The organism is Glaesserella sp., assembly GCF_041817755.1.
In the GTDB taxonomy this organism is placed as follows: Bacteria; Pseudomonadota; Gammaproteobacteria; order Enterobacterales; family Pasteurellaceae; genus Glaesserella.
On record NZ_JBGYBX010000071.1, the window covers coordinates 63,298 to 89,702 of the forward strand.

The 26,405-nt window shown below is 42.6% G+C and carries 33 protein-coding genes and 1 other RNA gene; 12 read left to right on the plus strand and 22 right to left on the minus strand.

What is annotated here, in order from left to right; translation table 11 throughout:
- Positions 1-34: 34 nt before the first annotated feature.
- Positions 35-664: an FKBP-type peptidyl-prolyl cis-trans isomerase gene (locus tag ACEYKX_RS11085; RefSeq protein ID WP_111749261.1), complete on the minus strand. Its 630-nt coding sequence runs from the start codon at positions 662-664 to the stop codon at positions 35-37.
- A 219-nt stretch (positions 665-883) separates the two neighbouring features.
- Here ACEYKX_RS11085 and menB point away from each other — a divergent pair, with 219 nt between their 5' ends.
- The 7 genes from menB to ACEYKX_RS11120 all read left to right on the plus strand — a co-directional run bounded on the left by menB (position 884) and on the right by ACEYKX_RS11120 (position 6,859).
- On the plus strand, positions 884-1,741 hold the full coding sequence (menB, locus tag ACEYKX_RS11090) for a 1,4-dihydroxy-2-naphthoyl-CoA synthase (RefSeq protein ID WP_162856347.1): 858 nt from the start codon (positions 884-886) through the stop codon (positions 1,739-1,741).
- Positions 1,742-1,875: 134 nt separating this feature from the next.
- Complete coding sequence (locus tag ACEYKX_RS11095; protein ID WP_373766697.1) at positions 1,876-2,991, plus strand: ABC transporter substrate-binding protein; 1,116 nt, start codon at positions 1,876-1,878, stop codon at positions 2,989-2,991.
- Entirely contained in the window at positions 2,991-4,028 is a 1,038-nt protein-coding gene (locus ACEYKX_RS11100; RefSeq protein WP_373766696.1) for a FecCD family ABC transporter permease, read from the plus strand. Before ACEYKX_RS11095 ends, ACEYKX_RS11100 begins: the two co-directional genes overlap by 1 nt.
- A gap of 4 nt (positions 4,029-4,032) precedes the next feature.
- Positions 4,033-4,830 (plus strand): ABC transporter ATP-binding protein, encoded by a 798-nt coding sequence (locus ACEYKX_RS11105; RefSeq protein ID WP_373766695.1) that lies wholly within the window; start codon positions 4,033-4,035, stop codon positions 4,828-4,830.
- A 3-nt stretch (positions 4,831-4,833) separates the two neighbouring features.
- Positions 4,834-5,265 carry a pseudoazurin gene (locus tag ACEYKX_RS11110; RefSeq protein ID WP_373766694.1) on the plus strand — a complete coding sequence of 144 codons (432 nt, stop codon included), beginning with the start codon at positions 4,834-4,836 and terminating at the stop codon, positions 5,263-5,265.
- Positions 5,266-5,325: 60 nt separating this feature from the next.
- Positions 5,326-6,225 (plus strand): RimK family alpha-L-glutamate ligase, encoded by a 900-nt coding sequence (locus ACEYKX_RS11115; RefSeq protein ID WP_373766693.1) that lies wholly within the window; start codon positions 5,326-5,328, stop codon positions 6,223-6,225.
- Positions 6,191-6,859, plus strand: a complete 669-nt coding sequence (locus tag ACEYKX_RS11120) for an endonuclease III domain-containing protein (protein ID WP_373766692.1) — start codon at positions 6,191-6,193, stop codon at positions 6,857-6,859. Before ACEYKX_RS11115 ends, ACEYKX_RS11120 begins: the two co-directional genes overlap by 35 nt.
- 144 nt (positions 6,860-7,003) lie before the next feature.
- On the opposite strand, the gene ubiB is transcribed toward ACEYKX_RS11120, so the two are convergent.
- Genes ubiB through ubiE form a run of 3 tightly spaced genes read right to left on the minus strand, consistent with a single transcriptional unit; the run spans position 7,004 to position 10,016 of the window.
- Complete coding sequence (gene ubiB, locus ACEYKX_RS11125) at positions 7,004-8,626, minus strand: ubiquinone biosynthesis regulatory protein kinase UbiB (RefSeq protein ID WP_373766691.1); 1,623 nt, start codon at positions 8,624-8,626, stop codon at positions 7,004-7,006.
- Complete coding sequence (locus ACEYKX_RS11130; protein WP_373766690.1) at positions 8,626-9,249, minus strand: SCP2 domain-containing protein; 624 nt, start codon at positions 9,247-9,249, stop codon at positions 8,626-8,628. Before ACEYKX_RS11130 ends, ubiB begins: the two co-directional genes overlap by 1 nt.
- Positions 9,250-9,251: 2 nt before the next feature.
- Positions 9,252-10,016 carry a bifunctional demethylmenaquinone methyltransferase/2-methoxy-6-polyprenyl-1,4-benzoquinol methylase UbiE gene (gene ubiE / locus ACEYKX_RS11135; RefSeq protein WP_160413517.1) on the minus strand — a complete coding sequence of 255 codons (765 nt, stop codon included), beginning with the start codon at positions 10,014-10,016 and terminating at the stop codon, positions 9,252-9,254.
- A gap of 115 nt (positions 10,017-10,131) precedes the next feature.
- Here ubiE and hemG point away from each other — a divergent pair, with 115 nt between their 5' ends.
- From hemG to ACEYKX_RS11155, 4 genes are all read left to right on the plus strand, one after another.
- Positions 10,132-10,662 carry a menaquinone-dependent protoporphyrinogen IX dehydrogenase gene (hemG, locus tag ACEYKX_RS11140; RefSeq protein WP_373766689.1) on the plus strand — a complete coding sequence of 177 codons (531 nt, stop codon included), beginning with the start codon at positions 10,132-10,134 and terminating at the stop codon, positions 10,660-10,662.
- 129 nt (positions 10,663-10,791) lie between these two features.
- The gene (gene mscL / locus ACEYKX_RS11145; RefSeq protein WP_373766688.1) at positions 10,792-11,193 is read left to right on the plus strand and encodes a large-conductance mechanosensitive channel protein MscL; all 402 of its coding nucleotides are present in this window, start codon (positions 10,792-10,794) and stop codon (positions 11,191-11,193) included.
- 154 nt (positions 11,194-11,347) lie between these two features.
- Positions 11,348-12,037, plus strand: a complete 690-nt coding sequence (locus ACEYKX_RS11150) for a hypothetical protein (RefSeq protein ID WP_373766687.1) — start codon at positions 11,348-11,350, stop codon at positions 12,035-12,037.
- A 425-nt stretch (positions 12,038-12,462) separates the two neighbouring features.
- Entirely contained in the window at positions 12,463-12,594 is a 132-nt protein-coding gene (locus ACEYKX_RS11155; RefSeq protein ID WP_373766686.1) for a hypothetical protein, read from the plus strand.
- 8 nt (positions 12,595-12,602) lie between these two features.
- Here ACEYKX_RS11155 and ACEYKX_RS11160 read toward each other — a convergent pair whose 3' ends face one another.
- From ACEYKX_RS11160 to ssrA, 14 genes are all read right to left on the minus strand, one after another.
- Complete coding sequence (locus tag ACEYKX_RS11160) at positions 12,603-13,259, minus strand: DUF4236 domain-containing protein (protein ID WP_373766685.1); 657 nt, start codon at positions 13,257-13,259, stop codon at positions 12,603-12,605.
- Between the two features lie 2,335 nt (positions 13,260-15,594).
- Positions 15,595-16,029, minus strand: coding sequence for an ArsR family transcriptional regulator (locus tag ACEYKX_RS11165; RefSeq protein ID WP_373766684.1), 435 nt, complete (start codon positions 16,027-16,029; stop codon positions 15,595-15,597).
- Positions 16,030-16,038: 9 nt separating this feature from the next.
- Positions 16,039-16,182, minus strand: a complete 144-nt coding sequence (locus tag ACEYKX_RS11170) for a hypothetical protein (protein ID WP_373766683.1) — start codon at positions 16,180-16,182, stop codon at positions 16,039-16,041.
- Positions 16,179-16,430: a hypothetical protein gene (locus tag ACEYKX_RS11175; protein ID WP_373766682.1), complete on the minus strand. Its 252-nt coding sequence runs from the start codon at positions 16,428-16,430 to the stop codon at positions 16,179-16,181. Before ACEYKX_RS11175 ends, ACEYKX_RS11170 begins: the two co-directional genes overlap by 4 nt.
- Positions 16,423-17,019, minus strand: a complete 597-nt coding sequence (locus ACEYKX_RS11180; RefSeq protein ID WP_373780730.1) for a hypothetical protein — start codon at positions 17,017-17,019, stop codon at positions 16,423-16,425. Before ACEYKX_RS11180 ends, ACEYKX_RS11175 begins: the two co-directional genes overlap by 8 nt.
- A gap of 90 nt (positions 17,020-17,109) precedes the next feature.
- A complete protein-coding gene (locus ACEYKX_RS11185) occupies positions 17,110-17,559 on the minus strand; it encodes a hypothetical protein (RefSeq protein WP_373766680.1) in 450 nt (149 codons plus the stop codon).
- Between the two features lie 7 nt (positions 17,560-17,566).
- Positions 17,567-18,013, minus strand: coding sequence for a hypothetical protein (locus ACEYKX_RS11190; protein ID WP_373766679.1), 447 nt, complete (start codon positions 18,011-18,013; stop codon positions 17,567-17,569).
- 4 nt (positions 18,014-18,017) lie between these two features.
- The gene (locus ACEYKX_RS11195; protein ID WP_373766678.1) at positions 18,018-18,266 is read right to left on the minus strand and encodes a hypothetical protein; all 249 of its coding nucleotides are present in this window, start codon (positions 18,264-18,266) and stop codon (positions 18,018-18,020) included.
- A 13-nt stretch (positions 18,267-18,279) separates the two neighbouring features.
- Entirely contained in the window at positions 18,280-18,618 is a 339-nt protein-coding gene (locus ACEYKX_RS11200; RefSeq protein ID WP_373766677.1) for a hypothetical protein, read from the minus strand.
- Positions 18,615-18,863, minus strand: a complete 249-nt coding sequence (locus ACEYKX_RS11205) for a hypothetical protein (protein ID WP_373766676.1) — start codon at positions 18,861-18,863, stop codon at positions 18,615-18,617. The genes ACEYKX_RS11200 and ACEYKX_RS11205 overlap by 4 nt, the downstream gene beginning before the upstream one ends.
- A 10-nt stretch (positions 18,864-18,873) precedes the next feature.
- The gene (locus tag ACEYKX_RS11210; RefSeq protein WP_373766675.1) at positions 18,874-19,110 is read right to left on the minus strand and encodes a helix-turn-helix transcriptional regulator; all 237 of its coding nucleotides are present in this window, start codon (positions 19,108-19,110) and stop codon (positions 18,874-18,876) included.
- A 163-nt stretch (positions 19,111-19,273) separates the two neighbouring features.
- Complete coding sequence (locus ACEYKX_RS11215; RefSeq protein WP_373766674.1) at positions 19,274-20,203, minus strand: hypothetical protein; 930 nt, start codon at positions 20,201-20,203, stop codon at positions 19,274-19,276.
- Between the two features lie 27 nt (positions 20,204-20,230).
- Positions 20,231-21,478, minus strand: a complete 1,248-nt coding sequence (locus ACEYKX_RS11220) for an integrase arm-type DNA-binding domain-containing protein (protein WP_373766744.1) — start codon at positions 21,476-21,478, stop codon at positions 20,231-20,233.
- 270 nt (positions 21,479-21,748) lie between these two features.
- Positions 21,749-22,114: a transfer-messenger RNA gene (ssrA, locus tag ACEYKX_RS11225) on the minus strand.
- Between the two features lie 65 nt (positions 22,115-22,179).
- On the opposite strand from ssrA, the gene rpoH reads away from it, so the two are divergent.
- The gene (gene rpoH / locus ACEYKX_RS11230; protein ID WP_373766673.1) at positions 22,180-23,133 is read left to right on the plus strand and encodes an RNA polymerase sigma factor RpoH; all 954 of its coding nucleotides are present in this window, start codon (positions 22,180-22,182) and stop codon (positions 23,131-23,133) included.
- Positions 23,134-23,170: 37 nt separating this feature from the next.
- Here the strand turns inward: rpoH and lipA are convergent, their stop codons facing one another.
- The 4 genes from lipA to ACEYKX_RS11250 all read right to left on the minus strand — a co-directional run bounded on the left by lipA (position 23,171) and on the right by ACEYKX_RS11250 (position 26,405).
- On the minus strand, positions 23,171-24,133 hold the full coding sequence (lipA, locus tag ACEYKX_RS11235) for a lipoyl synthase (RefSeq protein ID WP_373766672.1): 963 nt from the start codon (positions 24,131-24,133) through the stop codon (positions 23,171-23,173).
- Between the two features lie 12 nt (positions 24,134-24,145).
- A complete protein-coding gene (gene lipB, locus ACEYKX_RS11240) occupies positions 24,146-24,802 on the minus strand; it encodes a lipoyl(octanoyl) transferase LipB (RefSeq protein WP_373766671.1) in 657 nt (218 codons plus the stop codon).
- A gap of 3 nt (positions 24,803-24,805) precedes the next feature.
- Complete coding sequence (ybeD, locus tag ACEYKX_RS11245; protein ID WP_373766670.1) at positions 24,806-25,105, minus strand: DUF493 family protein YbeD; 300 nt, start codon at positions 25,103-25,105, stop codon at positions 24,806-24,808.
- Between the two features lie 118 nt (positions 25,106-25,223).
- Positions 25,224-26,405 carry a serine hydrolase gene (locus tag ACEYKX_RS11250; RefSeq protein WP_373766669.1) on the minus strand — a complete coding sequence of 394 codons (1,182 nt, stop codon included), beginning with the start codon at positions 26,403-26,405 and terminating at the stop codon, positions 25,224-25,226.

Here is a 26,405-nt window from a genome sequence, read left to right on the forward strand (position 1 = left end):
TAAAACCGACAGCCTTTCGTTATTTTTCTCGTTATTAAACAATATCTAATAATTCCACTTCAAAAATCAATGTGCTAAACGGCGGAATGGACGCGCCTGCACCACGCTCACCGTAAGCTAGGTTATGTGGAATGGTTAAACGCCATTTTGAACCCACAGGCATCATTTGTAACGCTTCAACCCAACCTGCAATCACGCCTGTGACCGGGAACTCTGCCGGTGTACCACGTTTCACTGAGCTGTCAAATACCGTACCGTCAATTAATGAACCCGTATAGTGAACACGCACTTTATCCGTTTTCGCAGGCACTTTACCTGTACCTTCCACTAACACTTCATACTGTAAACCGCTTTCTGTTTCTTTCACAGACGGGTGTTTTTTATTCTCTTCTAAGAACGCTTTACCTTCTGCAGCTAACGCTTCAAAGGCTTTTGCTTGTTCCGCTTCAGCACGTTGAGATAACTCTTGTAACGCTTTGGTTACTTCATTCAAATCTAATGCCGGTGGGTTTTGATTTAACACATCAAAAATCCCTTTTACCACCGCTTCCGGTTCAACGTCTAAACCACTGCCTAATAATTGCTGACCGATTTGTAAACCGATACCGTAACCGCCTTTTGCTTCAACGCTTTCTAATTTCACTTGTTCTAAATTTAAAGACATAATTTTTCCTTATGTGTAGGGGTGGGTTTATCCCCACCCGTTAATGTGTTTATATAAATTCGGGCGAGGATAAACCTCGCCCCTACATTCATTAAAATAATGACGGCTGTAATATAGAGCCAGATTGGCAAATTACAAGTACAAGCGGTCGGATTTTGGCAAAAATTTGCAAATTTCGGGTATAATCCGACCGCTTGTTTAAACTAAAAGGAATACAAAATGCAAAACCCAAAAGATGATGTACTTTATGCCCCTGTTGAATGGCACGATTGTAGCGAAGGTTATACGGATATTCTTTATCATAAATCGACTGACGGTATTGCCAAAATCACCATCAATCGCCCTGAAGTGCGTAATGCGTTCCGTCCGCAAACGGTAAAAGAGATGATCCAAGCATTTTCTGATGCTCGTTTTGATGAAAAAATCGGTGTGATTGTTTTAACGGGTCAAGGCGAAAAAGCGTTCTGTTCCGGTGGCGATCAAAAAGTGCGTGGCGATTACGGCGGTTATAAAGATGAAAGTGGTGTACATCACTTAAACGTATTGGATTTCCAACGTGATATTCGTAGCTGTCCGAAGCCTGTGGTGGCAATGGTGGCTGGTTATGCGATTGGTGGCGGTCACGTTTTACATATGCTTTGTGATTTAACCATTGCGGCAGAAAATGCGATTTTCGGTCAAACAGGTCCGAAAGTGGGTTCATTCGATGGCGGTTGGGGTGCAAGCTATATGGCACGTATCGTTGGGCAGAAAAAAGCGCGTGAAATTTGGTTCTTATGCCGTCAATATGATGCGAAAGAAGCCTTAGAGATGGGCTTGGTGAATACCGTTGTGCCTTATGCGGATTTGGAAAAAGAAACGGTGCGTTGGTGTCGTGAAATGTTACGCAACAGCCCGATTGCATTACGTTGCTTAAAAGCAGCATTAAATGCGGACTGTGACGGACAAGCGGGTCTTCAAGAATTAGCAGGTAATGCAACAATGCTGTTCTATATGACGGAAGAAGGTCAAGAAGGTCGCAATGCGTTTAATGAAAAACGTGCGCCTGACTTTAGTAAGTTTAAACGTAATCCGTAATCCGACTCCTCCATACCACAAAAACGCAATCTTTTATGTAGAGGATTGCGTTTTTTTATTTCAGCCGTTTGCATAAGAACGAACTTTTTTGTAATCTATGTGCGATTCATTCTCATTTATAAAAAGGAACGTTTATGTTAAAAACCGTTAAACTTTGTGCTGTCGCACTCTCATCTTTACTTGCATTGAATTCAATGGCATACGCAAAACCTGTTGAATTGACGGATATTTTAGATCGCAAAGTCACCGTAGACGTACCGGCGAAGCGCGTTGTACTTGCGTTTAACTATCAAGATTATATGGCGGTTGCCGGCGTAAAATCATTTGATAATGTCGTCGGTTTTTCGAAAGCGGTTTGGTCGGATTGGGCACCGGCAAGTTGGACGGAGTTTAGCAAAGCGGTTCCGCGTTTAAATGAATTGGAAGATGTCGGTGAAGTGGAAGTCGGTACGTTTTCCGTAGAGAAAATTTTAGCGTTGAAGCCTGATTTGGTGGTGATGGCGGATTGGCAGTACAAAGCCTTAGATTCCGATTTGGAACCGCTTGAAACGGCGGGTATTCCGATCGTGGTTATTGATTATTTAGCCCAAACGGTAGAAAAACACGTGCGCTCGACGGAAATTATCGGTTTACTTACCGGCAACGAAGAAAAAGCCAAACAGCTTAATGATGAGTACCAAGCAGTTGTTAAAGAGATCCAACATCGCGTCGCCAAGGCAAACTTACCGAAACCGAAAGTTTATGTGGAGTTCGGGAATAAAGGTCCGAAAGAACACAGCTTCACCTTCGGGAAAAGTATGTGGGGAGCAATGCTCGATTTAGTCGGTGCCGATAATGTATCAAAAACCGCAGTGGAATTTTATAGCCCGATCAATCCTGAATTGGTCTTAGCGGCAAAACCGGATGTCGTTATCATCAGTGGTCGTGAAACCGAATTAAAGAAGAACCCCGAAGCGATGGTCATGGGCTTTAATATCGAAGAGAGCGAAGCAAGAAAACGTCTAGACGGCTTTAAGAACCGTGCGGGTTGGAGCGAACTGCCGGCAATCAAATCTAACCGCTTGTACGGCGTATATCATGCGAACTCACGTACCTTGTCGGACAGCGCCTCAATTCAGTTTGTGGCTAAAGCCGTTTATCCCGAGCTCTTTAAAGATTTGGATCCGACCAAAACCTATGTCGAGTTTTACCGCCAAAATTTACCGGTTGTGCCGCAAGGTACATTCTATCTCTACCCTGAGAATAAATAATGAGTCAAGCGGTTGAACAAATCATTCAAAGCCAGCGGGCGTTGGAACGCAAACGCTGGCTTGTTGTAATCGTATTTTTAGTAATCAGCGTTGTGGGGTTGGTATTTGATATTGTCACCGGTCCGTCAATGCTCCCTCTTGAAGATGTTGTGAGAGCATTGTTACGCTTAGATAATGTTGAAACGACAACCCATGTGATTGTGTACGATCTGCGATTACCGATGGCATTAATGGCGTTAGTTGTCGGTGCTGCACTGGGTGTAGGTGGAGCGGAAATTCAAACCTTACTGAACAACCCGATGGCAAGCCCTTATACGTTAGGATTAGCAGCGGCAGCTGGATTAGGCGCATCAACGGTAATCGCATTCGGTGGCTTCGGTTTGCCTCTCGGCTTTGCTGTCCCGGTCGGTGCGTTTTTGATGACCATGTTGGCTTCAGGGATTCTGTTTGTGTTTGCTTCCCTACGTCGTTTCAGCTCGGCAATGTTGGTGTTAGTCGGTATCGCCTTGCTTTTCCTATTCCAATCGTTATTGTCGTTAATTCAATTTATTTCCGCCCCCGAAATTTCCCAACAGATCTTATTTTGGCTATTCGGCAGCTTAACTAAATCAACTTGGGAAACGCTGATTATCGCTACGGTGGTGACCGCTATTAGCGTAACACTTTTGGCAAAAGACGTGTGGAAACTGACCGCTTTACGCCTCGGCGAAGAACGGGCATTAAGCCTCGGCATCAATTTACAACGGTTGCGCTTAAAGACCTTGGTGATCGTCGCAATAATGACGGCAACGGCAATCAGTTTTGTCGGTATTATCGGCTTCATCGGCTTGGTTGCACCTCACGTTGCCAGAATGTTGCTTGGGGAAGATCAGCGTTTCTTCCTACCGGGGGCAATGTTGGTCGGCGCGGCGTTTTTGTCGATTGCCTCCGTACTCTCTAAAGTGATTATCCCCGGAGCATTATTTCCGGTCGGGATCATCACTGCATTTGTCGGTGTGCCGTTCTTCTTTTGGATCGTATTAACTAAGCGTGGGTAATCGGATGTTACAGTTAGAAAATTTAACCGTTCGACGGGGAACGCAATGCGTCGCCGACAACATCAACCTTACCCTTGAAAAAGGAAAGGTGTATACGATTCTCGGCCCTAACGGTGCGGGTAAGTCTTCGATGATTAAAACGATTTTCGGTGAAGTGCCTTTTCACGGTACAATTCGCTACAACGAAGAAAGCTTGAGTAAACGCAATTTACTGAGTTGGCGTAAGCGCATTGGTTATATGCCGCAAGACACGCTGGTAGAAGCCTCATTGACCGCACTGGAAGTCATTTTACTCGGGCGGATTGATGCCTTGCATATGCATGTCGGTGATGAATTGTTACGGGAAGTCGCTCGAATTATGGATAAACTCGGTATTGCCCACCTTGCCCATAAAGATGTGATGCGCTTAAGCGGCGGTCAACGCCAAATGGTCATGTTTGCTCAAGTATTATTGCGTCATCCTGAAATCTTGATGTTGGACGAGCCGGTCAGCGCACTGGATATGCATCACCAAATTAATTTGCTGGAACACGTTTGTAACTATACGCGGCAACACAATTTGATTACGCTGATGGTCTTACACGACTTAAGTCTTGCCGCCCAATTTTCCGATTGCGTGATCTTGCTTGGAGAAGGAAAAGTACAAAGACAGGGTGCCGCACGACAAGTGTTACAATCGGACATCATCAGCCGTCTGTATAACGTACAGATTGAAATTTTATACGACAGCACCGGTTCACCTGTGATTCGCCCGTTACGAAAATGCTTGTCGGACAAATGTTGTTTATCTTCGGAGAATTAAAATATGAACAAGATCCTGATAACTGCCTTAATGGCTCTTTCCACGACTGCTTTTGCAGCTAACTATGAAGTTAAAATGCTCGATAACGGCAAAGATGGCGGTATGGTATTCGAACCTGGCTTTTTAAAAGCTGAGGTGGGCGATACCGTTACGTTCAAGCCAACTCATAAAGGACATTGGGTACAAAGTCGTGCTGTGCCTGAGGGGGTTGATAAATTTCTATCTAAAGAAGATGAGGAATTTACCTTAACTCTTACGAAAGAGGGCGTTTACGTCTATATTTGTCCACCACACCGTATGATGAATATGAGTGGGATTATTCAGGTCGGTAACCCGGTGAATAAAGATGCCGCTCAAGCCGAAGTGGATAAATTGGAAAAACGTGCAACGGAAAATAAAGGACGTTTAGCCGAATATATGGCACAAGTGAAGTAATATCATTTATATGAAATAAAAGTGGGTCTACCCCACGCCAAACATTCAGAGAATATTGCGATGAATTCACTTACTATCGCTACTTGTCTCGCTTATCCGACACCGTCCGAGGACATTAAAACCTTAGCAAAAACACTCAATGGCATAGGGATTGAGTGTGAAGTTCTACCTTGGCAAAAGGTGCAAAAAAGTGACGCAATCTTACCGCTTGCAGCTTGGGATTATGCCTCAGTGCCGGTGCAATTTCGCCAATGGATCAAACAATTAGCCCAACAAGGCAGTTGTTTTATCAATTCACCTGAATTGATGTTATGGAACATGCATAAAAGCTATTTGTGTGATTTACAAACCCAAGGTATTCAGGTGATTCCGACCGTTCATCTCACCGCCGAACCGTTGCGGATCCGACAAACCATAGACCGACAAGGCTGGCGGGATGTGGTATTCAAACCGGCAATCGGACAGAGTGGAACGGCGGTGGTGAAATATCGCCAAGGTGAGCCGTTACCCGACTTGTCACCGTATGCTCAAGGATTGATTATTCAGCCTTATATTGCAGAGGTGGCTACAAACGGTGAAACCAGCTTGATTTTCTTTAACGGCGAATTTAGCCATGCGGTACGGCGACAACCTAAAGCAGGCGACTTTCGAGCCAATTCAGCTTATGGTGTTACTGTTAACTCAATAGCCCCACCGACACAAATTATTTGGCTTGCCCGTCAAGTGTTGGCGGCGCTGCCTGATATGCCGGTTTACGCCCGTATCGACGGTACGGTGATTGACGATGATTTTCTGTTAAACGAATTGGAATTGATCGAACCGGCACTGTATTTGCATACGGATGCACAAGCAACCCGGCGATTTGCGGAAGTCTTGAGGCTGGGTAATCTCCCTGCTCTCACTAACATTTCGAATAGGACCAAAAGTGGAATCGGCAAATATACTGAATGTGTTAAATAACCTTGTCCTACACTATGGTGAACAGCATTGGTGGCAGGCGGAAAATCGGGTACGGGATTGTGTCTCGATGATATTAATTCAGCGCTCCACACAGCAAAATGTGGAAAAAGCCCTTGAAAATCTCACCCCCTATTTGACTTTTCCGCAGTTGGCGGAATTGAACATCACCCATTTGCAGACTTTGATCCGCCCGGCGGGATTTTATCAACAAAAGGCGCATTATTTGAAAAATATCACGGCGTTTTTTGCAAATTTTCACTACGATCTGACCGCTTGCCACGCTATTCCGACGGACAATTTGCGCGATATGTTACTTGAGGTAAAGGGGATTGGTTTTGAAACGGCGGACGTGATGTTACTGTACCTGTTTGAACGTAAAGTCTTTATTGCCGACCAATACGCCATGCGCTTATTTAAGCGCTTAAATTTAGGTGACTTTCATCACTATGAGACAATGCGAAAAGCGTTACAACCGATTGTTGAGCAAGCGACGCTCAAGCAATGCCAAGAGTGGCACGCCTGCATTGACGAACACGGCAAGGCGTTTCGGCGCAATGAAAACATCGATGAATCATTTTTAATCAATCGGAGGCTCTCGTATGAATACAGCCACAATCAACACCGTGATTTTTGATCTCAGTGGAGTGCGGGTAAATTGGGAATATGGGTTTAGCCGAACCGAAAAGTTGTCGACAAATTGAGGGGCGGAGCCCCTCAGCCATGCCGTTTTATCAATAACTGAAGTGTTTTCTCCCCTCTTTTGTATCGATTCGGTCAGCTATTTCCTCACCAGCAATCCCAATTCCACCGCCAACAACGGCACACTCACCCACAACGGCAGCGCCTCAAACTTCCAAAAGGTGCCGGCAATCGCCACACCTAAAATCATTAAACGGTAAAAACTGCTGTGATTATTTTGTGCCTTCAGGCTTTGATTGATTTCATTTAAACGGAAATTGATCTGTTTTTGCTGTTGTAACGCTTGGAACATTGCTTCGGGAAACTCGGCGAAATGCTCTCTAAATTGCGGCGCACGCTGTTTTAGATCTCGCCACATGGCTTTAAAGCCCACTTGTTCATTCAACCAATCTTGTAAAAACGGTTTAGCGGTTTGCCATAAATCTAACTGGGGATAAACCTGTCTGCCTAAACCTTCAATATAAAGTAATGTTTTTTGCAATAACACCAACTGCGGTTGCACTTCCATATTAAACTCACGGGCTACGTTAAACAGATTCAATAGCACCTGCCCGAAAGAAATCTCTGATAGCGGTTTGGCAAAAATCGGTTCGCAGACTTCTCGAAAGGCTTCTTCAAAAGCATCAATATCGGTATCCGCCGGTGTCCAGCCTGACTCAACGTGCATTAACGCAACTCGGCGATAATCACGATTGAAAAAGGCAACAAAACTTTCGGCAAGGTAACGTTTATCGTTCTGATTTAAGGTGCCGACAATACCGCAATCAATCCCAATATATTGTGGATTTTCGGGATGATTTGGGTTCACAAAAATATTCCCCGGGTGCATATCGGCGTGAAAAAAGCTATCACGGAAAACCTGCGTAAAAAACACCTGCACGCCACGTTCGGCAAGCAGTTTCATATCCGTACCATTAGCTTTTAGTTCATCAATATTTGCCACAGGAATACCATAAATCCGTTCCATCACAATCACATTTTTATGGCAAAAATCTTGATACATCTCAGGTACATAGAGCATTTCACTGTTTTCAAAATTGTTACGCAAGCGAATAGCATTCGCCATTTCTTTGCGAAGATCAAGTTCGTCCAACAGCGTTTTTTCATATTCACGCACCACTTCCACAGGGCGTAAGCGTCTGCCTTCTTTATTTAAACGTGGAATCCAACTCGCCAAACGGTACATCAAGGCTAAATCGTCTTTGATCACACGGTCAATTTCCGGGCGAAGGACTTTTAATACCACCTCTTTACCTGCAAGCGGTTGGTTTTGATTGAATTTTGCCGTATGCACTTGGGCAATAGACGCAGAAGCCAATGCGGTTTCATCAAAATCATCAAACCATTTTTCCAGCTTATCACCCAGAGCCTCTTCAATTAAACGACGAGCCAGTTTTCCGTCAAAGGCTTCAACGGAGTCTTGTAGCAACGCAAGCTGATCCGCCAGTTCAGGCTCAAACAGATCCCGACGAGTAGAAAGCATCTGCCCCAGCTTAATCCACACAGGCCCAAGCTCTTGCAAGGCAAGGCGTAAACGCACGCCAAAAGGCTCGTTCGGATATTGATTTTTTACCCAAAACAAGGATTTCCGCCCACAACGAATCCCCCGTGTTAGCGGAATATCCGGAATCACCTCATCAATACCATAGCGAAGAAAGGTGTGAATAATGTGATAAAGGCGACGCAGGCTTTTGATGTTCATTACATTCCCAATTTTGCAAATTTTTGCTCTAATCGTACCGCTTGTTGTTCCAACTCTTTTACCTGATCGCAAAAATCAACCACTTGCAAACGATGAACAAGCACAGGGCGTTCGGTAGTCAGGTTATCGACAAGGTGCTGACTGTCTTGCACAAACTGATTTTTCACCTTGGTAAAAATACCTTTGGCGAAATCTGTTGAAGCCTGAGCCGGTACATCACCGATAAAACGTGAGAGCAATTCCGCAGGATCTTTTTCCAACTCGTCAAGTAACTGTGAAAAATGCTGTAATACTTGAATATCGCCCGTCAAAATCAGTGTTTTATTATTAATCAACTCACTCAGTTTACTTTTATCCGCCAGTTTTGGGAGAGCTGTTGCATCAAGGCTCACCGCACAATCAACTTCACCTTCATAATTCGCCAGCCAATCCGCACGATTTTCACTGAAAATCACAAAAAGTATAATATTCGGTTGATTTAACTGAATTTTAAGAATTTTCCCTGCAAGTTTACGTAACATCGGCAATGTTTGGGGTGAACGTTCAATCAAATGATTAAACGCCGTTTCCAATGCCCCTAACGCAAATTGCGGTAACATCAACTGTTGTAATAACATTTTCATTTTTAAAATTTGTACCCACGATGCAATGCCACAATCCCAGCACTTAAATTGTAATAACCGACATTTTCAAACCCTGCATTTTCCATCATTCCCTTTAACTCATCTTGTTTCGGGTGCATACGAATAGACTCGGCAAGGTAACGATAGCTGTCGGCATCATTGACGACCACTTCGCCCACTTTCGGCAAAATATTAAATGAATAGAAGTTATAAACTTGGCTAATCGGATCGATAATCGGCTTAGAAAATTCCAACACCAGCAAACGTCCGCCCGGTTTCAACACACGGAACATTGAACGTAACGCCTTATCTTTATCAGTAACATTACGCAAACCGAAGCTAATCACAATGCAATCAAAGGTGTTATCCGCAAACGGCAGGCACTCTGCATTCGCTTGCACATAATTCACATTGCCGACAACGCCCAAATTCCGCAATTTTTCACGCCCGACTTCCAACATTGAGCTGTTAATATCGGCAAGTACAACTTCGCCTGTTTCGCCAACAATACGAGAAAATTTAGCGGTGAAATCCCCTGTTCCCCCTGCTAAATCCAACACTTTCTGCCCTTTTCGCACCCCACTGCAATCAATGGTAAAACGCTTCCATACACGGTGAATACCAAAAGAGAGCAGATCGTTCATTAAATCATATTTGCCTGCAACACTATGGAATACATTGGCAACTAACTGCTGTTTTTCTTCTTTGGCAACGGTTTTAAAGCCAAAGTGGGTGGTTTCTGATTGGGGTTGTTGAGCGTCGTTCATTGTCTTGTTCTCGTTAGGAAAAATTAGGCGTACCATAGCAAAAAAGCGGTCGGATTTCCTCAAAATTTTGCAGAATCTGCTAAGATAGCGACAAATTTTATCGTAAGGACTTCAAATGAAAACGGCGATTCTCTATCTCACCCGTGACGGACAAACTAAAAAGATTTCGGAATATATTGCTCAATCACTCCATGGTGATATAACGCTCATCTCTTTGCGTGATGTACCGCAACCATCCGCCGAACAACTTGCACAGTTTGACTGTATTATCATCGGAGCTTCTATTCGTTATGGGCATTTTGATCCGATTTTAGAGCCGTTTATTCAGCAACACTATGCTCTGCTCAATCAAAAAAAATCTGCATTTTTTAGCGTCAATCTGACCGCTCGTAAGGCGAATCGTAATACCCCAGAAACCAATGTCTACACCCGAAAATTACTCAGACGTATTCAGTGGAAGCCGAATTTAGTCGAAGTGATTGCAGGAGCGTTGCGCTACCCACGCTATACATTTTTCGACCGTTTTATGATTCGCTTTATTATGAAAATTACCAAAGGCGATACGGATACCAGTAAAGAGTACGAATATACCGACTGGCAAAAAGTAAACCAATTCGCTAAGCATTTAAATCAATATTTTCCATAAAATATTTATTAATATAAAAGTAAATTTTGTTAAATTTTACCTTTATATGAAAAATTTGATTATAATACTTTTCTGCCTAAATTCAGGCAGTTCATTTTTTATTCACTTTCAAGTTTTAAGGAAAGAGTAATGAGTATTTTAAAAGAGTTCCGTGAATTTGCGGTAAAAGGTAATGTCGTTGATTTAGCAGTCGGTGTGATCATCGGTGGTGCTTTCGGTAAAATCGTTTCTTCTTTAGTCAGTGACGTCATTATGCCACCAATCGGTTTATTAATCGGCGGCGTTGATTTTAAAGATCTTGCAATCGTATTAAAAGAAGCACAAGACGGTGCTGAAGCCGTTACGTTGAAATACGGTGCATTTATCCAAAACGTTTTTGATTTCTTAATTATCGCTATTGCCGTATTTGCAATGGTTAAAGTGATCAATAACTTGAAAAGAGCACCGGAACCTGAGCCGGAAGTTGCACCGGAACCATCAGCAGAAGAAAAACTGCTTACCGAAATTCGTGATTTATTAAAAAATAAATAAACTGGATAAAATCAATCATTAAAAAACGGTATCACCATTGTGATGCCGTTTTTTTTGAGTATAGTATATGCGATTCACCGTTATCGAAGAGCGGATTAAAAGTCGTATTTTCATCCTTGTCATTACATCGTACACGTTAATAGGAAAAAATAATATGAACTTAGCCAAACAATTACTTTTGTCTTTAATCAGTTTTCTTGCTATTTCCGGTATGGTTTCAGCGAATACCGCAAAGCCGGTCAAATCGGTCGATATTTATGCTACGCCTTATTATTCTGCGGCAAACGGAAAGCCGGAATACGTAAATGTTTATTCTAAAATCGATCAACTCCTGATGGAAAATAATATAGCCGCGTTTCACAAAGCCGTACAAATTGTCGAAAAAGAGCCGGATTATGTGACACCGATGACCTTATTGACACTATCGGCAAGAGCCTATGATCTAGGACTACGTGACGATGCGGTTTTTTGGTATTTAAACGGTCAGTATCGCTATATTATGGTCCGAGATATTGCCGATTTACCAAAAGTAAATCAGGCGGAATATGCCGGTTTTGTTCAGCTGGTAGGAAGTTTCATAAATCCTTACTCTTATTGCGATATCGAAAAACGTAAACAGATTCGCCAAAACGCTATCGCATGGACTAAAGCACATCCCTATCGAGCACTATTATCGCCCAAACTGCCAAGCAAACATACGGATCGCCTAGAAGCAATACGAGAAGTCGAAAAATATCTGGACAACATGGCGGTTGAAGAAGATAGCTATTTGAAACAGCATGAACAAGAATTTTTAGCCGATCGTAAAGCCAATCAAGTGGATGAACGTTTTTGTTGGAAATAAACTCAACGCCGTGATACATAGGCGTTATCTCAACTCCTGCCCGGCAATAAAACGGAAACAAGCGGTCGATTTCAGTGAAAAATTTGCAAATTTTCAGCCAAAACAGACCGCTTGTATTTCATGGTTAAGCTATCTATTCCATTTGGAGATAGATAGCCTCTTATATTGTGCTAGTCGTGAGTACTTTACTTGATCTAGATTTTAAAATGAGGGTTGTTAATTTGTAGCGTTTTACCTATGCTTCGAGGCGCAAAAAGCGTTAAAGCGTGCGTAATGCCATCTTTTAAACTATTCAAAATGCGTTGAGCAAGCTCACTTCTTGGGAAATATAAAGGGTCTGTTTGCTCTGCCCCCCAAAAGTTGGATTAAAAACCAACTGATAAAGGTGCAGATCAATAGTGATCTAACTTTTTTGGATCAGAGCAATGAAAGAGCTTTTCAAAAATTGGCCAATTAGCCAGAAACCTTGTTTCATCGATGCCACAGAAGAAGAAACCGAAACAATCATAGAATGGCTTAATGCTTTTCTTGATGATGTTTCGGCTTTGGAGGTTTAAGACTTAAACTATTTACTTTGAACTACATAAAACGTAAATATAAACACAATGAATAAAAATAGTAATTTTAAAACTGTTCTAAAAAAACCTCCATAATGCCTAAATTTACTCCCATTTCTAACTAATAAATCCCACTCATATGAATCTTTGTCAATAAAATTGACATTTATCCCATATGAATATAATAAATCTTTGTTATATTTAAGTGTGAATGTTTCATCACTCATTAGCGATAAATAGAATACATCAATTACCCAAAGAACAAAACTAACACCAGTAAATATAAGCAATAGATATATTATCCCTTGCCATTTTTTACCAAGATAGAATTTATGAAGACCTAAAAAACCAAATAAAAATGAAAGCCATACAGCTTTTTGTCTTTTTTTACTATTTTTAAGATAATTCTGGTATATACAATCAAAATCTGATGAGCATTCATAAGAAGTATTATCTAGAGAAGTAGACATTAATTTTTGTCTTTTGTAAATACCAGTCCCGGGGATGCCCATATTTGCAAAAACACCTTGTTTGCCAATATTTATAGATACCCCTTTCCCCCCTAATGTAGTACTCACACCACTATTACTCAGATTTAATGTAATCCCTGGTAATACTTTTATTCTTTTACGAAAATTAAAAAGGTTATTAGATCGTTTTGCCATAAGATTTCCTTTAAGATATTTTATTAATTGAAACTCTTCAGCACCTTTTAAAAACAGAGGTTAGATATATTTACTTATTCAAGCTAAACTCGTAAATACTGCCCATCTTTTACGGTTACATAAGTGAATTTTTGAATATCTCGCTGTGTACTGCTGATTCTCGATAATTAGCCATGGAGCTGACAAATAAACTAGCTGTTTTATCATCAGAAGTTGCTACAACTTTGTATTCTCCGGCAGGGATATCTGTCCTAATCTTATGAGTTACCGCAGAATAAACTTTTGTACTTTCTAGTTAACTTAAGGTCTTGAACATAATACATTAGCAATGTGTTTCCCGTTTTTAGTTTGCAGAAATGAATCTGAATAATTTCCATCATCTGAAGTAATTTGCTCTAGTTCATTGCTCTAGTTCATTACTCTCGTTTCTAAAAAACAATTCAGGTTTCTTTTTTTGAAGCGCCAAAAGTATATTTATACCCATCTGCGATTTAAGATACAGGGATATCGTTGCCATTATCTGTTTTGCATTCAAAAATAGTAGTATTTGTAAATACAGAAGAACATAAAATATTAAAGAAAACACACTAAAGGCGCACGTTTCATCATACCAATTCCACTAGAGTGTACATTAACTCCACCATTGCTTACAATTTCTTTTCGTTGATTGTTATTGATATTCTGAGGTTGAGCAAGATTTTGCATATTTTTTGTAGCAAAGATTGCCTTACTGGTAAATTCTATATCAATAAAGGGTTTTGAGCCTGAATCTGGTTTGTGAGTGGTTTCGATATCCTAGCCATAGTAGAACGCTTTATTTTAATTCTCGAAAAAGTAATAAGGCTTAAGCATTGTGTAGCAATTGCTTTCAAGGTTTTCGTAGGACGGCTTTTTATGTTGCTTTGGGTGAGCTTACTAAAAGTCTATTATTTAGGTTTACATTGGGTTACGTTGAGAGAAACAAAAAAGCCTTGAAAGGTTGATTTTCAAGGCTTCTTGTTACGTTCGTTGACGTTGGTTTATTTCGATTTGGTGGGCTGGGGAGAGCTGAATTGTAGTCGATGAAGCCTTGTGGTTACTGGGTTTTTCTCAATTCAAACTTTCTCTGTGTTACTATTTGTGTTACTAAAATCAAAAGTCATTTCTCATATTTTCAGAAGAGCGAATCACTGCCCCGCACAAAAGCCACTAGGGGCGGTTATAAAGTTCAGCAAAAAAGCTCTAAATACCGCCACCGGAACATTATTAAAACGCTATTACAGTTTTTTAAGGCAAAATTAAAAAATAACAGGCTACATTTTAGTAGATAGGTCAAAACCTATCAGGTTTTTCTTGATCCCCTAAATTTTTAATTTTGCGGGCGTAAAAATTGAGTTCCTTGGGCGGTTTTCGGCTTTGAGCCGTGTAGAGATTTTCCCTCCCCCCTCCCTTGTGGCGGTTCGTGAGCTGGGGGGGGTACGGCAATGCCGTATACCTAATAGCTTGTATTGTGCTTTTCAGTACTGAGCGATTTGGCGGGCTGTGCGTGGTGTTTTGTCTGCGGTTGGCGGTGTAGGTTGGCTTAAAAGGTACTCCCCACGGGGTGGGGCTTTCCACGGGGTTTCGGGTGCGTGGTTTGTTGCTGATTTTTGGAGTTCTAAGCATCATCATCTTTTGAAATTGTCCTGCTGGGCGTAGCAAGGTTGCGGACTGTATTTGCGGGGTGAATGTTGTTGATTGGTTTGCTGGTTTTCATCATCATCTTTTAGGCTGATCCGCCTCTCGGAAAAAAATCCGCCTCTCGGAAAAAAATCCGTCCGTCGGTGGAAAAGGTGGGGAATTTTTCCGCAAATTTCGATTTTTAGCACGGTAAATTCTACCGGTCAGACCGGTAAAATCTACCGTATAACTGGCATTTTTTAACCGTTTTTGCCTTTTAAAATTGAGTTATACGGTAAAATCTACCGTGTAATTCGCCATTTTTTAAAAGTTATACGGTAAATTTTACCGTGCTTCTTAAGAATTATTGCCATATCCTTTATTTTTTATTGTGTCAAAAAGAGAAAAAAAGAGAGAAAAATAGCGGGCGGTCTGCGATAGGTCAAAACAGGAAAAAAACAGGCAATCGCAAGCGGTCAGTTTTGAGTAAAAATCCGCATAAGTGAGTAAGTGAAATAATGGCGTATTCATCATAACCACGCCTATATTTTCTGAAAAATTGCTGTGCGTAAAAATTCAAGTAGGCGGGCAGTTCTGTCCGTGTGAAAGCCGTTTACCTATTCCCCCGCTCCTCTACCGCCAATAAGAAAGGCTAGAATGTGGGATATTCTAGCCTTTGAGATTGTCGCTTGGCGGATTAGGGCGGTTGCGATTTCCGCCAACGGTCGGAGGCTCGCAAGGTTCCCACCTGTTTCGGTTCGCCTTTTCGCTTGATTTCATTTACTGGGTAGCACGTTAAGGCGTAGAGGCTGGGGGAGCGATTATAGCCCTGTTTCGTTACTTCGATAAAATCCGCTTCTATCAACTCTTTAATAGCATTTCGGAGCGTTCTATCACTGATATTCAGCTTTTCCGCCTGTTCTTCGCTCTGCTGAAAAGCAATAGCGCCGTTATTAAAGCCGTTAAACCTGCCTAGAAATGCGATAAATACGGCTTTTGCGGAAAGGCTAAGAGCGTTAAATTCTTGGCTGGCTATCAGGTCGTGTCGTAACGGTGTAAAGCTGTTGCCGTTCAATTTGCTTTGTAAACCGCCTTTACTCGCTCGCCCTTTGCTTTTTTCATAGCTTGCCATAGTTTACCCCTAGCTTTTAGGTAATCTCGCCACTAAGAGCGGTTTAGGGGCATTTCCTGCGGTGCTGAATTTTGCCTGTGCTTCCGCCAACGATTGAGCATAAATCAGAATGTTGATCCGCTTTGTGCCGGTGGTCTGAAATTTATATATCATTTGCCACCCCCTTTCGCTTCTGTTGGCGGTGTTATTGGTTTGGTTAGCAGTTCCTCAATCTCAAAATAGACTTCTTCAAACTCGGTCATTTCTTCGCTCATTGTTGCCGTAATGAATGCCAGTGCCTCTTGATATTCGCTCGGCTCTACCTTGTTAGGGTCTAAGCGTGAAATAAGACTGCTTACAGTGTTGATCCGCCATAGTCTTTCAAGGCTGAATTTCAGGTTATTAAGGGCGATATTACGCATTTTTGCCCCCTTGAAATTTTGCTTTGCTTACTTCGTGAAGTTCGCTGGCGGTTTGAATGGCGTTTTCCAGTAGGGTTTGCGCCGTCCATAGCATATTTCCGACAATTTCCGCATTTACGCTAAATTCTCCGCCAGTTGCGCCGTGATCTACACAAAGATAGTCTATAACGGCTTTTGCTTGGGAAAGGTGTCGATCTAGGTCATCGGATTTATTTAAGTAAGTGTATGGGGTTTGGGTTGTTTTTTTCATAATTTCAAAGGTTTTAGTTGGTGATGAATAGGATATATCGCCCTGTTTGATAGGGTGCGATAAGGGTTCAACTACTGCCTTTGAACAGCCCCCCTTATTCGTGCGGTTGCCCGCCTTATTTCGGAGTGTCGCCCTTACCGCTAATTCTGAATAGATCTCGGGTGTAGTAATCCCGTGATTGTAGGAAATTATAGGTAAAAAAATACCGCTTAAATAACGCTTGCGGTATCCGTCAAAGGTTGTAGTATTTTTATCATACCGCCAACTACTCGGCTTTCTCAATGTGTTATTTTTACCAGTACTGTATTTCTTTACTGTTTTTCCGTGTGAATTTCGCATATAATGCCCTTGCTAAATTGTTACATTTCTTTTTTGAATTTTTGATCGCCCCTTGCCGTTGTCTGCTTGGGGCTTTTGTTTTTAGGGTGTTTAGTCGTGAAATACCCCTCTCCAATTTTGGAGAACGTTGGCTTTTTCCACTCGTTCCACTTCTGCGATCACGCTTTCAAATTGGCGGATTAGGTAACGGCTCGCATTGATTGCTTGCTGTGCTTCTGCTCGCATTTCAGGCTTGATAACCGTCATTGCCTTTATCATCTCCACGCCCTTTCGTAAGTTCTCCGCCAACAGTTGGCATTCATTGGCAGTCTGCCGTTTGTGATGGAAGCAGTCAGGGAATTTCTGTTTACAATGCCCTACGCTCGATTTGAGCATTTCAAACTGGCGGGAAATTTGCGGATAAACTGCCAAAATCGCCCGCTTGTGCGTGTTCTGTGTTTGGGCTTGTGGTTGTTCGCCTTTTCCCGTTTTCGCCGTCTGTGTTTGATTTAGGGCGGTTTGTTGCCGTTTGGCTTTCATCTCGGTTAGTGGGTTAATCATTGCGTTACTACTTTCCCGCATTCATTCGCTTTTCGGTAAAGAGTAGATCAACGGCTTTGCGGTTCTCTTTGCTCATCTGTTCTCGTGTGATTTCGTTGCTATTGCGGTCGATAAATGGGTTTGTGCGCTGTGGCGGTGGTAGCTTGTTGATTTCCGCCAACAGGTCATCATTTACAAGTAACGGGGTAGCGGTCATCTGTTGCTGAAATGCCACAATCGCCAGGGCTTCTCTAAATGCCGTTGCGCCCGCCATTTCAATAGTTATTTGATCGTCTAGTTCTAAATGTAAAACGCCGTTAAAAAATGGCTTGTCGTCATCTTGGTACAGTCGTTCAATTTGGATATAGGGAAAATCTAAAAAGCTCAACGTTGCTTTGATTGGTTCGTTCATTAAAGCGGTAATGCCTTTCGGGTCTAAGGTGTATTTAAGTGCTTTCGGCTGGGTCTGTGTCATTCGTTTAGTCCTCATCGTTTAAAAGCACGGGTTGCCCCGTGTGTGGGTTGATTGAAGTTAAATAGACGCTGTCATAAATGCGGGTTAGCCCGCTGGGTGTGGTGGTGTTTTCAAGCTCAACCACTTTCCGCCACGCCTCAGACTTACTCGCATAACTGCCCTTTAAGAAGTGGTTGCCTAGTAAATCCCGTGCGAAAACTCGGTAAATAACGCCCATATTCGCTTGTTTGGCGGTGTTTGTGGTTTCGGTCATAAAATCCCCTCGCTTAATCAGTAAAACGCTGTAAAATGCTTTCTGCCTGTGCTGGGCTTATCGCAATTTCTCCCCGTAAAGCTGATTTTGCGTTAAGGTGTCGGATCACCTTTTCGGCTGTGTGGCGGTCAGGGCAAGAATAACGGTAGTATTGCCCTTGGCCGTCTGCGGTTTTCTCCCATTCCCGCTTAAACCTCACATCTAGCAGTTTCTCGGCTGTGTTTATGTAGTTTCGCCCGCTGGTAAAATTCAGGCTGAAAACGGCTTCCCGTTCGCTAAATCCCTGCGGGTTCAGAATCAAAAAACGTAAGGCTTTTTCTTCATTGGTTGGCTTTTGTTGTGCTTTCATCATTTTCCCCGTTCTCTCTTGGTTGTCTGTTGATCTAGCCGTTTCTTAAATTCCTCTTTGAGAATGTTTAAATCCGCCGCCACTAATAAAACGTGGTCTTCAATGTAGGCTAGATTGTCGTCTAAGGTGGATTTCGTGCGTTCGCCGGTGGCGGTGTTTGCCCAATAAATCGGCGTGCCACTGCGTACGGTGTCGATATAAGTCAAAAGGTTGTCTAACTCTTCGGCAATACTTGAAAATGTAATCATATTGCCCCCTTTAGTGTTGGCGGTTGCCCGCTAGTTTCAGAATAAAAGCGTTGATTTCGCTTTCTAAGTAGCCTACGGAATTTGCCCCTAATCTGATCTTCTTCGGAAAGTCTGGGCGGTAGCGTTTATGCTTTGGGTTCTGCCAATCGCTGAACGTGGTCTTGCCTATGCCTAGCTTTTGGCGGACTTGAAGAGGGCGGATAATGCGGACATCATCGCCTAAGTGTGTAAGTGTGCTTTCGGTCATTGTTTCCCCCGTGTAGTGTGAATGTTGAAATGCTTAAACCGTGAAAGGGCGTAAGCGGTGCGGGGTGGATTTTATGAAGTGAGGAATATAGGGGGGCAATAGGGAGGGCTTTAAAAAATCTCCCCCTGTAATAAGGGGGGGTATCAGGGGGATAGTAATCGGGCTATTTATTCAAGGATCGATCAATCGGGCAGGCTATACGCTCTATTTGTTCCGCCAAAGTGTCGTTAATGCCCCATTGTTTTTTAATTTTGGCTTTTATCTGTGTAGCTGATTTTTTCCCTTCCCCTGTTTCGTGGTTATAGTTTCTCCATTCATTAAGGCGAACATTTAGGGCAATCGCAAGCGGGTCATTTTGTATAAATTTACCTAGCAGATAATCTTCGGTGCTGGTTTGAGCTTGCTCTATTTGTGCTTTTAAGCGTTCATTTTCCGCCAACAATTCGGCTATTCTCGCTTTTGCTTGTTTAAGCCCGTTTAGGTTGGTAGCGTAGTTTTCTTTGTCATCTAGCCATAAATCAAACGCTAGATCACAAGCCCCGCTATATGTAAAATCATCATAATTCTTTTCGGTGGTGTAGCTTTCGCTATCATTCCCGTCTATGCCTAGAAAATTAGGAATAAAGAATACTTCATCATCACTTATTTGAATCTCATCTGATAACATTTCTACATCTGATTTTAATAAGTACGCTTCCGATTCATTTAGAGCTTTAACCAGCTCATCTAAATTAATTTTTATCACCCCGCCAAAATCATTTACTTTTTCCCTGTAATGTTTTTCTTGAATATTGTATTGCTGGAATAATAATTTAAAGGTTGTAAAAATATTCCCCTCTAAAATTAAATTTATTTCATTAAAATAATTTTTTAAAAAAACTATTTCAGGTTTTTTATTTATATCAATCAGAATTATATTTATTTCGTGTCTCTGTTGTTGCAATTCTCTTTTTATTTTATCCAGCTCATCTAAAATAAAGTCTAAGGATAGATTTGATTTTTCTTGTAGCTTTCTTAAAACGGTTTCTAATTTCACAATCTCCCTATTCTCTGTCAGGAATTTATTTTCAAGGTCTGCTAAATTGAATTTCATCGTTTCCATTTCCTTTCGAATAATGGCTTATGCCACTTTTAAATGATATTGCGGGATCGTCTGCTGTGAGCATTGTTCGACAAAATCGCCCCACGCTTGGAGGATTTCAAAACGCATTGCTAGGCGTTCGCCTCTGTCGTAACTGGCTTTTATGCGGTCGCTGTTCATATGCGATAAAGCCACTTCGATAGCGTCAGAATTAAAGCCCTTGTCGTTTAAGTAGGTGCTGGCAATGCTTCGCAATCCGTGAGCCACTAACTTACCTTTAAAGCCCATTCGCTTTATTACATCGTTGGCGGTTTGAGAATTCATCGGTTTTTGTGGATTTTTGATACTCGGGAATAAATACGTTTTCCCGCCACTCAATTTCTTAATCTCTCGCAAAAGGGCTAGAGCTTGGCGGGAAAGTGTGATTTTATGAATACGTCCGCCATCGTCCTCTTTTATCCCTTTCTTGATCTTGATTGTCCATAGTCTCGCTTTTTCGTCTATCTCGTCATAGCGGGCGTTACTCGCCTCATTCGGGCGGGTCATCGTGAGCAACTGCCACAAAATCAAGTAACGGGTTTGTAGGTGGATTTGTGCCGTACTCAATGCCCGCATAAATTCGGGGAGTTCATCAGGTGTAATAGTCTTGAAGTGTTCTACTTTCGGATTATCAAATTCCCGTGAAATGTTGGCGGTCGGATTGTGTGGAATTATTTCCCTATGAACGGCATAAATCATTATCTCATTGAGCTTTTGAATGGCCCGTTTTAAGGTTTCCAGCTTCCCGCTTTCCTGTAATGGTTTGAATGTTTTAAGGGCAAGCGGGGCGGTTATCTGCGAAATAGGCAATCCGCCAAAAGCGGGGAGTAAATACCGGTTGATTAGGCTCGCAATATCCTTTTGATAATCGGGGGAGAAGTTCGCCCGTGTTTTGCGGTATTCGAACCACTGCCACGTAACGGCTTCGAAGGTATTCTCAATTTCTGCCCGTTTTGCCTGTTCCTGCTGTTGGCGGTGTTGCTGTGGATCTATATCGTTAGCAAGTAGTGAGCGGTATTCTTCCCGCTTATCCCGTGCTTGTGAAAGCGATATTTCAGGATAACCGCCAATAACTAGATTTGTGCGTTTCTTGGTGTAGGGCTGGGCGTAGTTAAATATCCACGTTTTCGCCCCGTTTGGTCTGATCCGTAAAAATAGCCCTTGCCCGTCCGCTAGGCTGTATTCTTTTTCCTGCGGTTTGGCTTTGGCTATCTCGGTGTTTGTGAGTGCTTTGGTTACTCGTGCCATAGAATAAGCCTGTTTTGCTGTGTTACATTTCAATCAATTTCCGTGTTACTAAACGGAAAAAATAAACATCATCTAAGCCTTTAAAATCAAGGTTTGGCGGAGTTTTAGTAACACAGTTTTTTCTATGTTTTAAGCTGTGTTACATTCCGTGTTACTAAAATCTGCGGATTTAATAGTATCTCATCGGTACGGAATGGGCAATAAAAAAGCCTTGAAGTATTGATTTTCAAGGCTTTGTCGGTCTCGATTGAACCGTATCGGATTAGAATTTGGTGGAGCTGGGGGGATTTGAACCCCCGTCCGAAATTATTCTACCTTCAGCACTACACGTTTAGTCTCGTCTTTCATTTCGCTTACCCCCAGCGGACAGACACGCAAAGAATAAACTAGCTTGGTTCAATTTAACGCTTCGATCCTCAAGCGGAGGCGTCCGCGCGATCTCGTTTTGGGTGACTTATCGAACTCCTCGTCTTACGAGCGGAAGCTGAGGCGATAAGGCTATGAGCAGGTTATTAAGCTGCTAAAGCGTATTGTTCGTCGTTTGCGACTATTTTTTTGCGGTTTGTTTACGAGGCCTACCGCACCTCGACGTGCACCTTGGGCTTCGCTAATCCCGTCGAATCCAAAATCAGCCCCAAAAAGTTTGGTGATTTTAGCAGAAAGCGGTAAGATCTGTAAACGTTTTTGCAAAGAGATAGAGAATGAAAGAATTAACGACTAAACCGTATGACGATGAAGAAATCGAAGACACGGAAATTATTGAGCCGGATGAGGTGGAATTAATCGAAGAAAGCGGTGATAAGGCACCTTCACCATTATCAAATGCCATGTTGGTCCCTCAGGGTAATCTGGACAGCTATATCCGTATGGCAAATCAATACCCTATGCTCACCGCCGATCAAGAAAAAGAGCTGGCCGAGCGCTTTTATTATGACGAAGATCTTGAGGCGGCAAAACAGCTGATTATGTCGCACTTACGCTTTGTGGTGCATATTGCCCGTGGTTATATGGGTTACGGCTTGCCGCTGGCGGATTTAATCCAAGAAGGTAATATTGGTTTAATGAAAGCGGTAAAACGCTTTAATCCGGAAGTCGGTGTGCGCTTGGTCTCGTTTGCGGTACATTGGGTAAAAGCGGAAATTCACGAATACGTGCTGAGAAATTGGCGAATTGTCAAAGTCGCTACGACGAAAGCGCAGCGCAAATTATTCTTTAACTTGCGTAAAAATAAACAACGTCTTGCATGGTTTAATGAAGAAGAGATTCAAAAAGTGGCGGACGAATTGGGCGTTTCACCGGAAGATGTGAAAGAGATGGAATCCCGTATGACCGGGCAAGATATGGGATTCGATATTCCGGTCGGTGAAGACAGCGATGAAGTTTATGTGCCTTCCATGTATATTGAAGACAATAACTCGAATTTTGCCGAAGAAATGGAGAATGAGGAATATAACGGTCAAGCGACGGCACAGCTGGCTTATGCCTTGGCGCAATTAGACGAACGCAGCCGGGATATCATTAAAACCCGTTGGTTGGATGATGAAAAGGCAACGCTCCAAGAGCTGGCGGATAAATACGGTATTTCCGCAGAGCGGGTGCGCCAGCTTGAAAATCAAGCATTAAAGAAAATTAAAGATTCCATTACTTTGGAATAACGAAGGGCGCCAAATGGCGCCCTACATTTTTGCAAAATTATTTCACTAACCCTCCGCTTGCTTGTAAATCTGCATGGTAGGAAGAACGAACAAAAGGCCCGCAGGCTGCGTGCTCAAAGCCCATTTCGTTGGCTTTTTCACGGAACATATCAAATTCCGTCGGGTGAACGTAACGTGCCACAGGTAAATGGTGGCGACTTGGCTGTAAATACTGCCCTAATGTCAGCATTGTGACCCCGTGATCACGCAAGTCTTGCATCACCTGTAAAATCTCTTCGTTGGTTTCGCCCAAACCGACCATAATCCCTGATTTGGTTGGAATGTCTGGGAAAACCGCCTTAAATTCCTTGAGCAATTTGAGTGACCATTCATAATCTGCCCCCGGACGAATTTCTTTATACAGGCGTGGTACGTTCTCAAGATTATGGTTGAACACATCCGGCGGATTTTCTTTTAAAATTTCAATCGCTTGTTCAATGCGACCTCGGAAATCCGGCACTAAAATTTCAATTTTAATTCCCGGATTTAACGCACGAATTTCTTTCACACATTCCGCAAAATGCCCTGCACCACGGTCAGGTAAATCATCACGATCCACCGAGGTAATCACCACATATTTGAGCTTCATATCCTGAATGGTTTCCGCCAGTTTCTTCGGCTCATCTTGATCTAAAGGTAACGGTTTGCCGTGAGCCACATCGCAGAACGGACAGCGGCGTGTACAAATTGCACCCATAATCATAAAGGTTGCCGTGCCGTGATTAAAACACTCGTGCAAATTCGGGCAAGATGCTTCTTCACACACAGAGTGTAACCCATGGCGACGCATACCGTTTTTGATACTTTCAATTTTCGCTGAGTTGGCTGGTAGTTTAATTTTCATCCACTCAGGTTTTTTCAGTAATTCTTGGTTGGGATCGATATTTTTAACGGGAATAATGGACGTTTTAGCGGCATCACGATATTTCACGCCACGTTCCATTTTAAAAGGTGTACCCATTCGATAATTGTCCTATTTGTTAATAATTTGTTGCTTATTATAGCCGAGAATTTGGGTAAAGTAATCGACCAATTTAGGTGAAACCTTGTCACAATCGGCTTCAGCTTCAGCGACAAAATCAGCTAATTGACACATTTCCAATCCTGCATAGCCACAAGGATTGATGTTGCGAAATGGGGTTAAATCCATCTGGATATTCAATGCCAGCCCGTGAAACGAACAGCCTTTGCGAATGCGTAAACCAAGGGAACAGATTTTCTTACCGTTCACATACACCCCTGGTGCGTCCGGTTTTGGATAGGCATCAATCCCATAATCAGCAAGGGTTTTCACCACAGATTGCTCTAATGCCGTCACCAAATCTCGCACGCTCAAATCGTTACCTTTTGCTTTGTGGCGTTTGATGTCGATCAGCACATACATAATTTGCTGTCCTAGACCGTGATAGGTAATCTGCCCGCCACGATCCGATTGTACGACAGGAATATTCGTCGGATTGAGCAGATGCTCAGGTTTCCCTGCGGAACCTTGAGTAAACACCGACGGGTGCTGAACCAGCCAAATTTCATCGGCGGTCTGTTCGTCACGGCTATCGGTAAAGTCCTGCATTTTGTGCCAAATTTCTTGGTAATCTTGCACACCAAGTTGGCGAATGATAAGTTGGGGCATAGGTCACAACACCATTCTAACGCCTTCAATTTTGGCTAAGTCGGTATAGAGTGTTTCGACTTGTTCAATATTTTCGGCTTGAATAGTGATGGATATCGAATGATAAGTCCCTTTGCCGCTCTCTTTGAGTGATGGATTGTAGTCGCCTTTGACGACTTTTTGCACTTCGCTGACCACATCATCCATCAATCCATCACGGGCGGCACCCACGACTTTGAAAGTGAATGAGCAAGGAAATTCGAGCAAGTCTTTGAGTTTTTGTTGCGGAATATCGGCTAAGTTGACGTTTTTGGTTTCTGTCATGTTATCAATCCTGTTAATGAATACGAATCAACAAGCGGTGAGATATTGCAAAATATTTACAACATCACACCGCTTGTGCGAACCCCCGTCATATGGGGGTAAACATTGTAATTACAAGTTATTCGAATAAGCCTTTTACGGTCAATACAATCCAGTCCCACGCCTGACCGAAAATCCCCGCTTCTTCGACATCTTGCATGACTTGTAAATTCACGCTCGCAATATCTTTACCGTCTAATTGATAAAGAATTTTACCCACCACTTGCCCTTTGGTCAGTGGTGCCTCAAGATTTTTCTTTTCAAAGGTCACTTGTGCTTTGAGTTCACCGGATTTACCTTTCGGTATGGTGATATAACGGTCTTGTAAGGTACCTAATTGGACTTCGTTTAAATCGCCGTAATAAACACTTTGCTCCGCGACGTTTTGTCCTGAAGAAAGCGGTTTAATCGTTTCAAAGTTGGCAAAACCCCATTGAAGAAGTTTTTTGCTTTCAATTTCACGGCCTTTATATGTCGGTACGCCCATGACGACCGAAATCAGACGAGTGTTGGAATTATAGGCGGAAGCAACCAAATTGTAACCGGCTTTCTCCGTATGTCCGGTTTTCATGCCGTCAACATTAATCGATTTATCCCACAATAACCCGTTACGGTTCGGCTGTTTGATTTTATTGAAGGTAAATTCTTTCTCCGCATAGATTTTATATTCCTCCGGCAAATCACGGATAATGTGTGCGCCGATAATCGCCATATCCCGCGCAGAAGTATATTGATTCGGATCATCCAAACCATGCACGGTAGCAAAATGGGTATTTTTCAAACCGAATTGCTGAACGTATTTGTTCATCGTATCAATAAACGCTTGCTGCGAACCGGAAATATGTTCCGCAATCGCCACGCACGCATCGTTACCCGACACGATAATGATCCCTCGATTTAAATCGGCAACCGAGACCTGCTGGTTTAAATCAAGGAACATTTTTGATGATCCCGGAAATTTTTGGCTCCAAGAACTTTCCGTCACCGTCACCAAATCATTATTATTAATTTTGCCCGTTTTTATTGCCTGACCGACCACATAGCTTGTCATCATTTTGGTCAAACTTGCCGGATATTGGCGTTGATCGGGATTCAGCCCGGCTAATACGGCTCCCGAGTTATAATCCATTAGCACAAAGGTTTGGGCATTTAACTCCGGCACGGGAATCCCGTAATCGAAGTCGTTAGCCTGCACAAGCGAGACACTCGAAAACGCAAAGGCGCATAATACGGCTGATTTGAGAAGTTTATTTTTTAACAT

What these genes read in the sequence shown, in the direction of transcription:
- ACEYKX_RS11165 (WP_373766684.1), bottom strand. Translation starts at nt 16,029, where the DNA reads ATGGCAAGCTATGAAAAAAGCAAAGGGCGAGCGAGTAAAGGCGGTTTA.
- hemG (WP_373766689.1), top strand. Translation starts at nt 10,132, where the DNA reads ATGAAAACGGCGATTCTCTATCTCACCCGTGACGGACAAACTAAAAAG.
- ACEYKX_RS11150 (WP_373766687.1), top strand. Translation starts at nt 11,348, where the DNA reads ATGAACTTAGCCAAACAATTACTTTTGTCTTTAATCAGTTTTCTTGCT.
- ACEYKX_RS11190 (WP_373766679.1), bottom strand. Translation starts at nt 18,013, where the DNA reads ATGACACAGACCCAGCCGAAAGCACTTAAATACACCTTAGACCCGAAA.
- ACEYKX_RS11220 (WP_373766744.1), bottom strand. Translation starts at nt 21,478, where the DNA reads ATGGCACGAGTAACCAAAGCACTCACAAACACCGAGATAGCCAAAGCC.
- ACEYKX_RS11085 (WP_111749261.1), bottom strand. Translation starts at nt 664, where the DNA reads ATGTCTTTAAATTTAGAACAAGTGAAATTAGAAAGCGTTGAAGCAAAA.
- ACEYKX_RS11175 (WP_373766682.1), bottom strand. Translation starts at nt 16,430, where the DNA reads ATGCGTAATATCGCCCTTAATAACCTGAAATTCAGCCTTGAAAGACTA.
- ubiB (WP_373766691.1), bottom strand. Translation starts at nt 8,626, where the DNA reads ATGAACATCAAAAGCCTGCGTCGCCTTTATCACATTATTCACACCTTT.
- mscL (WP_373766688.1), top strand. Translation starts at nt 10,792, where the DNA reads ATGAGTATTTTAAAAGAGTTCCGTGAATTTGCGGTAAAAGGTAATGTC.
- menB (WP_162856347.1), top strand. Translation starts at nt 884, where the DNA reads ATGCAAAACCCAAAAGATGATGTACTTTATGCCCCTGTTGAATGGCAC.
- lipA (WP_373766672.1), bottom strand. Translation starts at nt 24,133, where the DNA reads ATGGGTACACCTTTTAAAATGGAACGTGGCGTGAAATATCGTGATGCC.
- ACEYKX_RS11170 (WP_373766683.1), bottom strand. Translation starts at nt 16,182, where the DNA reads ATGATATATAAATTTCAGACCACCGGCACAAAGCGGATCAACATTCTG.
- ACEYKX_RS11215 (WP_373766674.1), bottom strand. Translation starts at nt 20,203, where the DNA reads ATGAAATTCAATTTAGCAGACCTTGAAAATAAATTCCTGACAGAGAAT.
- ACEYKX_RS11200 (WP_373766677.1), bottom strand. Translation starts at nt 18,618, where the DNA reads ATGATGAAAGCACAACAAAAGCCAACCAATGAAGAAAAAGCCTTACGT.
- ACEYKX_RS11100 (WP_373766696.1), top strand. Translation starts at nt 2,991, where the DNA reads ATGAGTCAAGCGGTTGAACAAATCATTCAAAGCCAGCGGGCGTTGGAA.
- ACEYKX_RS11110 (WP_373766694.1), top strand. Translation starts at nt 4,834, where the DNA reads ATGAACAAGATCCTGATAACTGCCTTAATGGCTCTTTCCACGACTGCT.
- lipB (WP_373766671.1), bottom strand. Translation starts at nt 24,802, where the DNA reads ATGCCCCAACTTATCATTCGCCAACTTGGTGTGCAAGATTACCAAGAA.
- ACEYKX_RS11160 (WP_373766685.1), bottom strand. Translation starts at nt 13,259, where the DNA reads ATGGCAAAACGATCTAATAACCTTTTTAATTTTCGTAAAAGAATAAAA.
- ACEYKX_RS11155 (WP_373766686.1), top strand. Translation starts at nt 12,463, where the DNA reads ATGAAAGAGCTTTTCAAAAATTGGCCAATTAGCCAGAAACCTTGTTTC.
- rpoH (WP_373766673.1), top strand. Translation starts at nt 22,180, where the DNA reads ATGAAAGAATTAACGACTAAACCGTATGACGATGAAGAAATCGAAGAC.
- ACEYKX_RS11195 (WP_373766678.1), bottom strand. Translation starts at nt 18,266, where the DNA reads ATGACCGAAACCACAAACACCGCCAAACAAGCGAATATGGGCGTTATT.
- ACEYKX_RS11130 (WP_373766690.1), bottom strand. Translation starts at nt 9,249, where the DNA reads ATGAAAATGTTATTACAACAGTTGATGTTACCGCAATTTGCGTTAGGG.
- ubiE (WP_160413517.1), bottom strand. Translation starts at nt 10,016, where the DNA reads ATGAACGACGCTCAACAACCCCAATCAGAAACCACCCACTTTGGCTTT.
- ybeD (WP_373766670.1), bottom strand. Translation starts at nt 25,105, where the DNA reads ATGACAGAAACCAAAAACGTCAACTTAGCCGATATTCCGCAACAAAAA.
- ACEYKX_RS11095 (WP_373766697.1), top strand. Translation starts at nt 1,876, where the DNA reads ATGTTAAAAACCGTTAAACTTTGTGCTGTCGCACTCTCATCTTTACTT.
- ACEYKX_RS11115 (WP_373766693.1), top strand. Translation starts at nt 5,326, where the DNA reads ATGAATTCACTTACTATCGCTACTTGTCTCGCTTATCCGACACCGTCC.
- ACEYKX_RS11205 (WP_373766676.1), bottom strand. Translation starts at nt 18,863, where the DNA reads ATGATTACATTTTCAAGTATTGCCGAAGAGTTAGACAACCTTTTGACT.
- ACEYKX_RS11250 (WP_373766669.1), bottom strand. Translation starts at nt 26,405, where the DNA reads ATGTTAAAAAATAAACTTCTCAAATCAGCCGTATTATGCGCCTTTGCG.
- ACEYKX_RS11180 (WP_373780730.1), bottom strand. Translation starts at nt 17,019, where the DNA reads ATGCGAAATTCACACGGAAAAACAGTAAAGAAATACAGTACTGGTAAA.
- ACEYKX_RS11105 (WP_373766695.1), top strand. Translation starts at nt 4,033, where the DNA reads ATGTTACAGTTAGAAAATTTAACCGTTCGACGGGGAACGCAATGCGTC.
- ACEYKX_RS11210 (WP_373766675.1), bottom strand. Translation starts at nt 19,110, where the DNA reads ATGACCGAAAGCACACTTACACACTTAGGCGATGATGTCCGCATTATC.
- ACEYKX_RS11185 (WP_373766680.1), bottom strand. Translation starts at nt 17,559, where the DNA reads ATGATTAACCCACTAACCGAGATGAAAGCCAAACGGCAACAAACCGCC.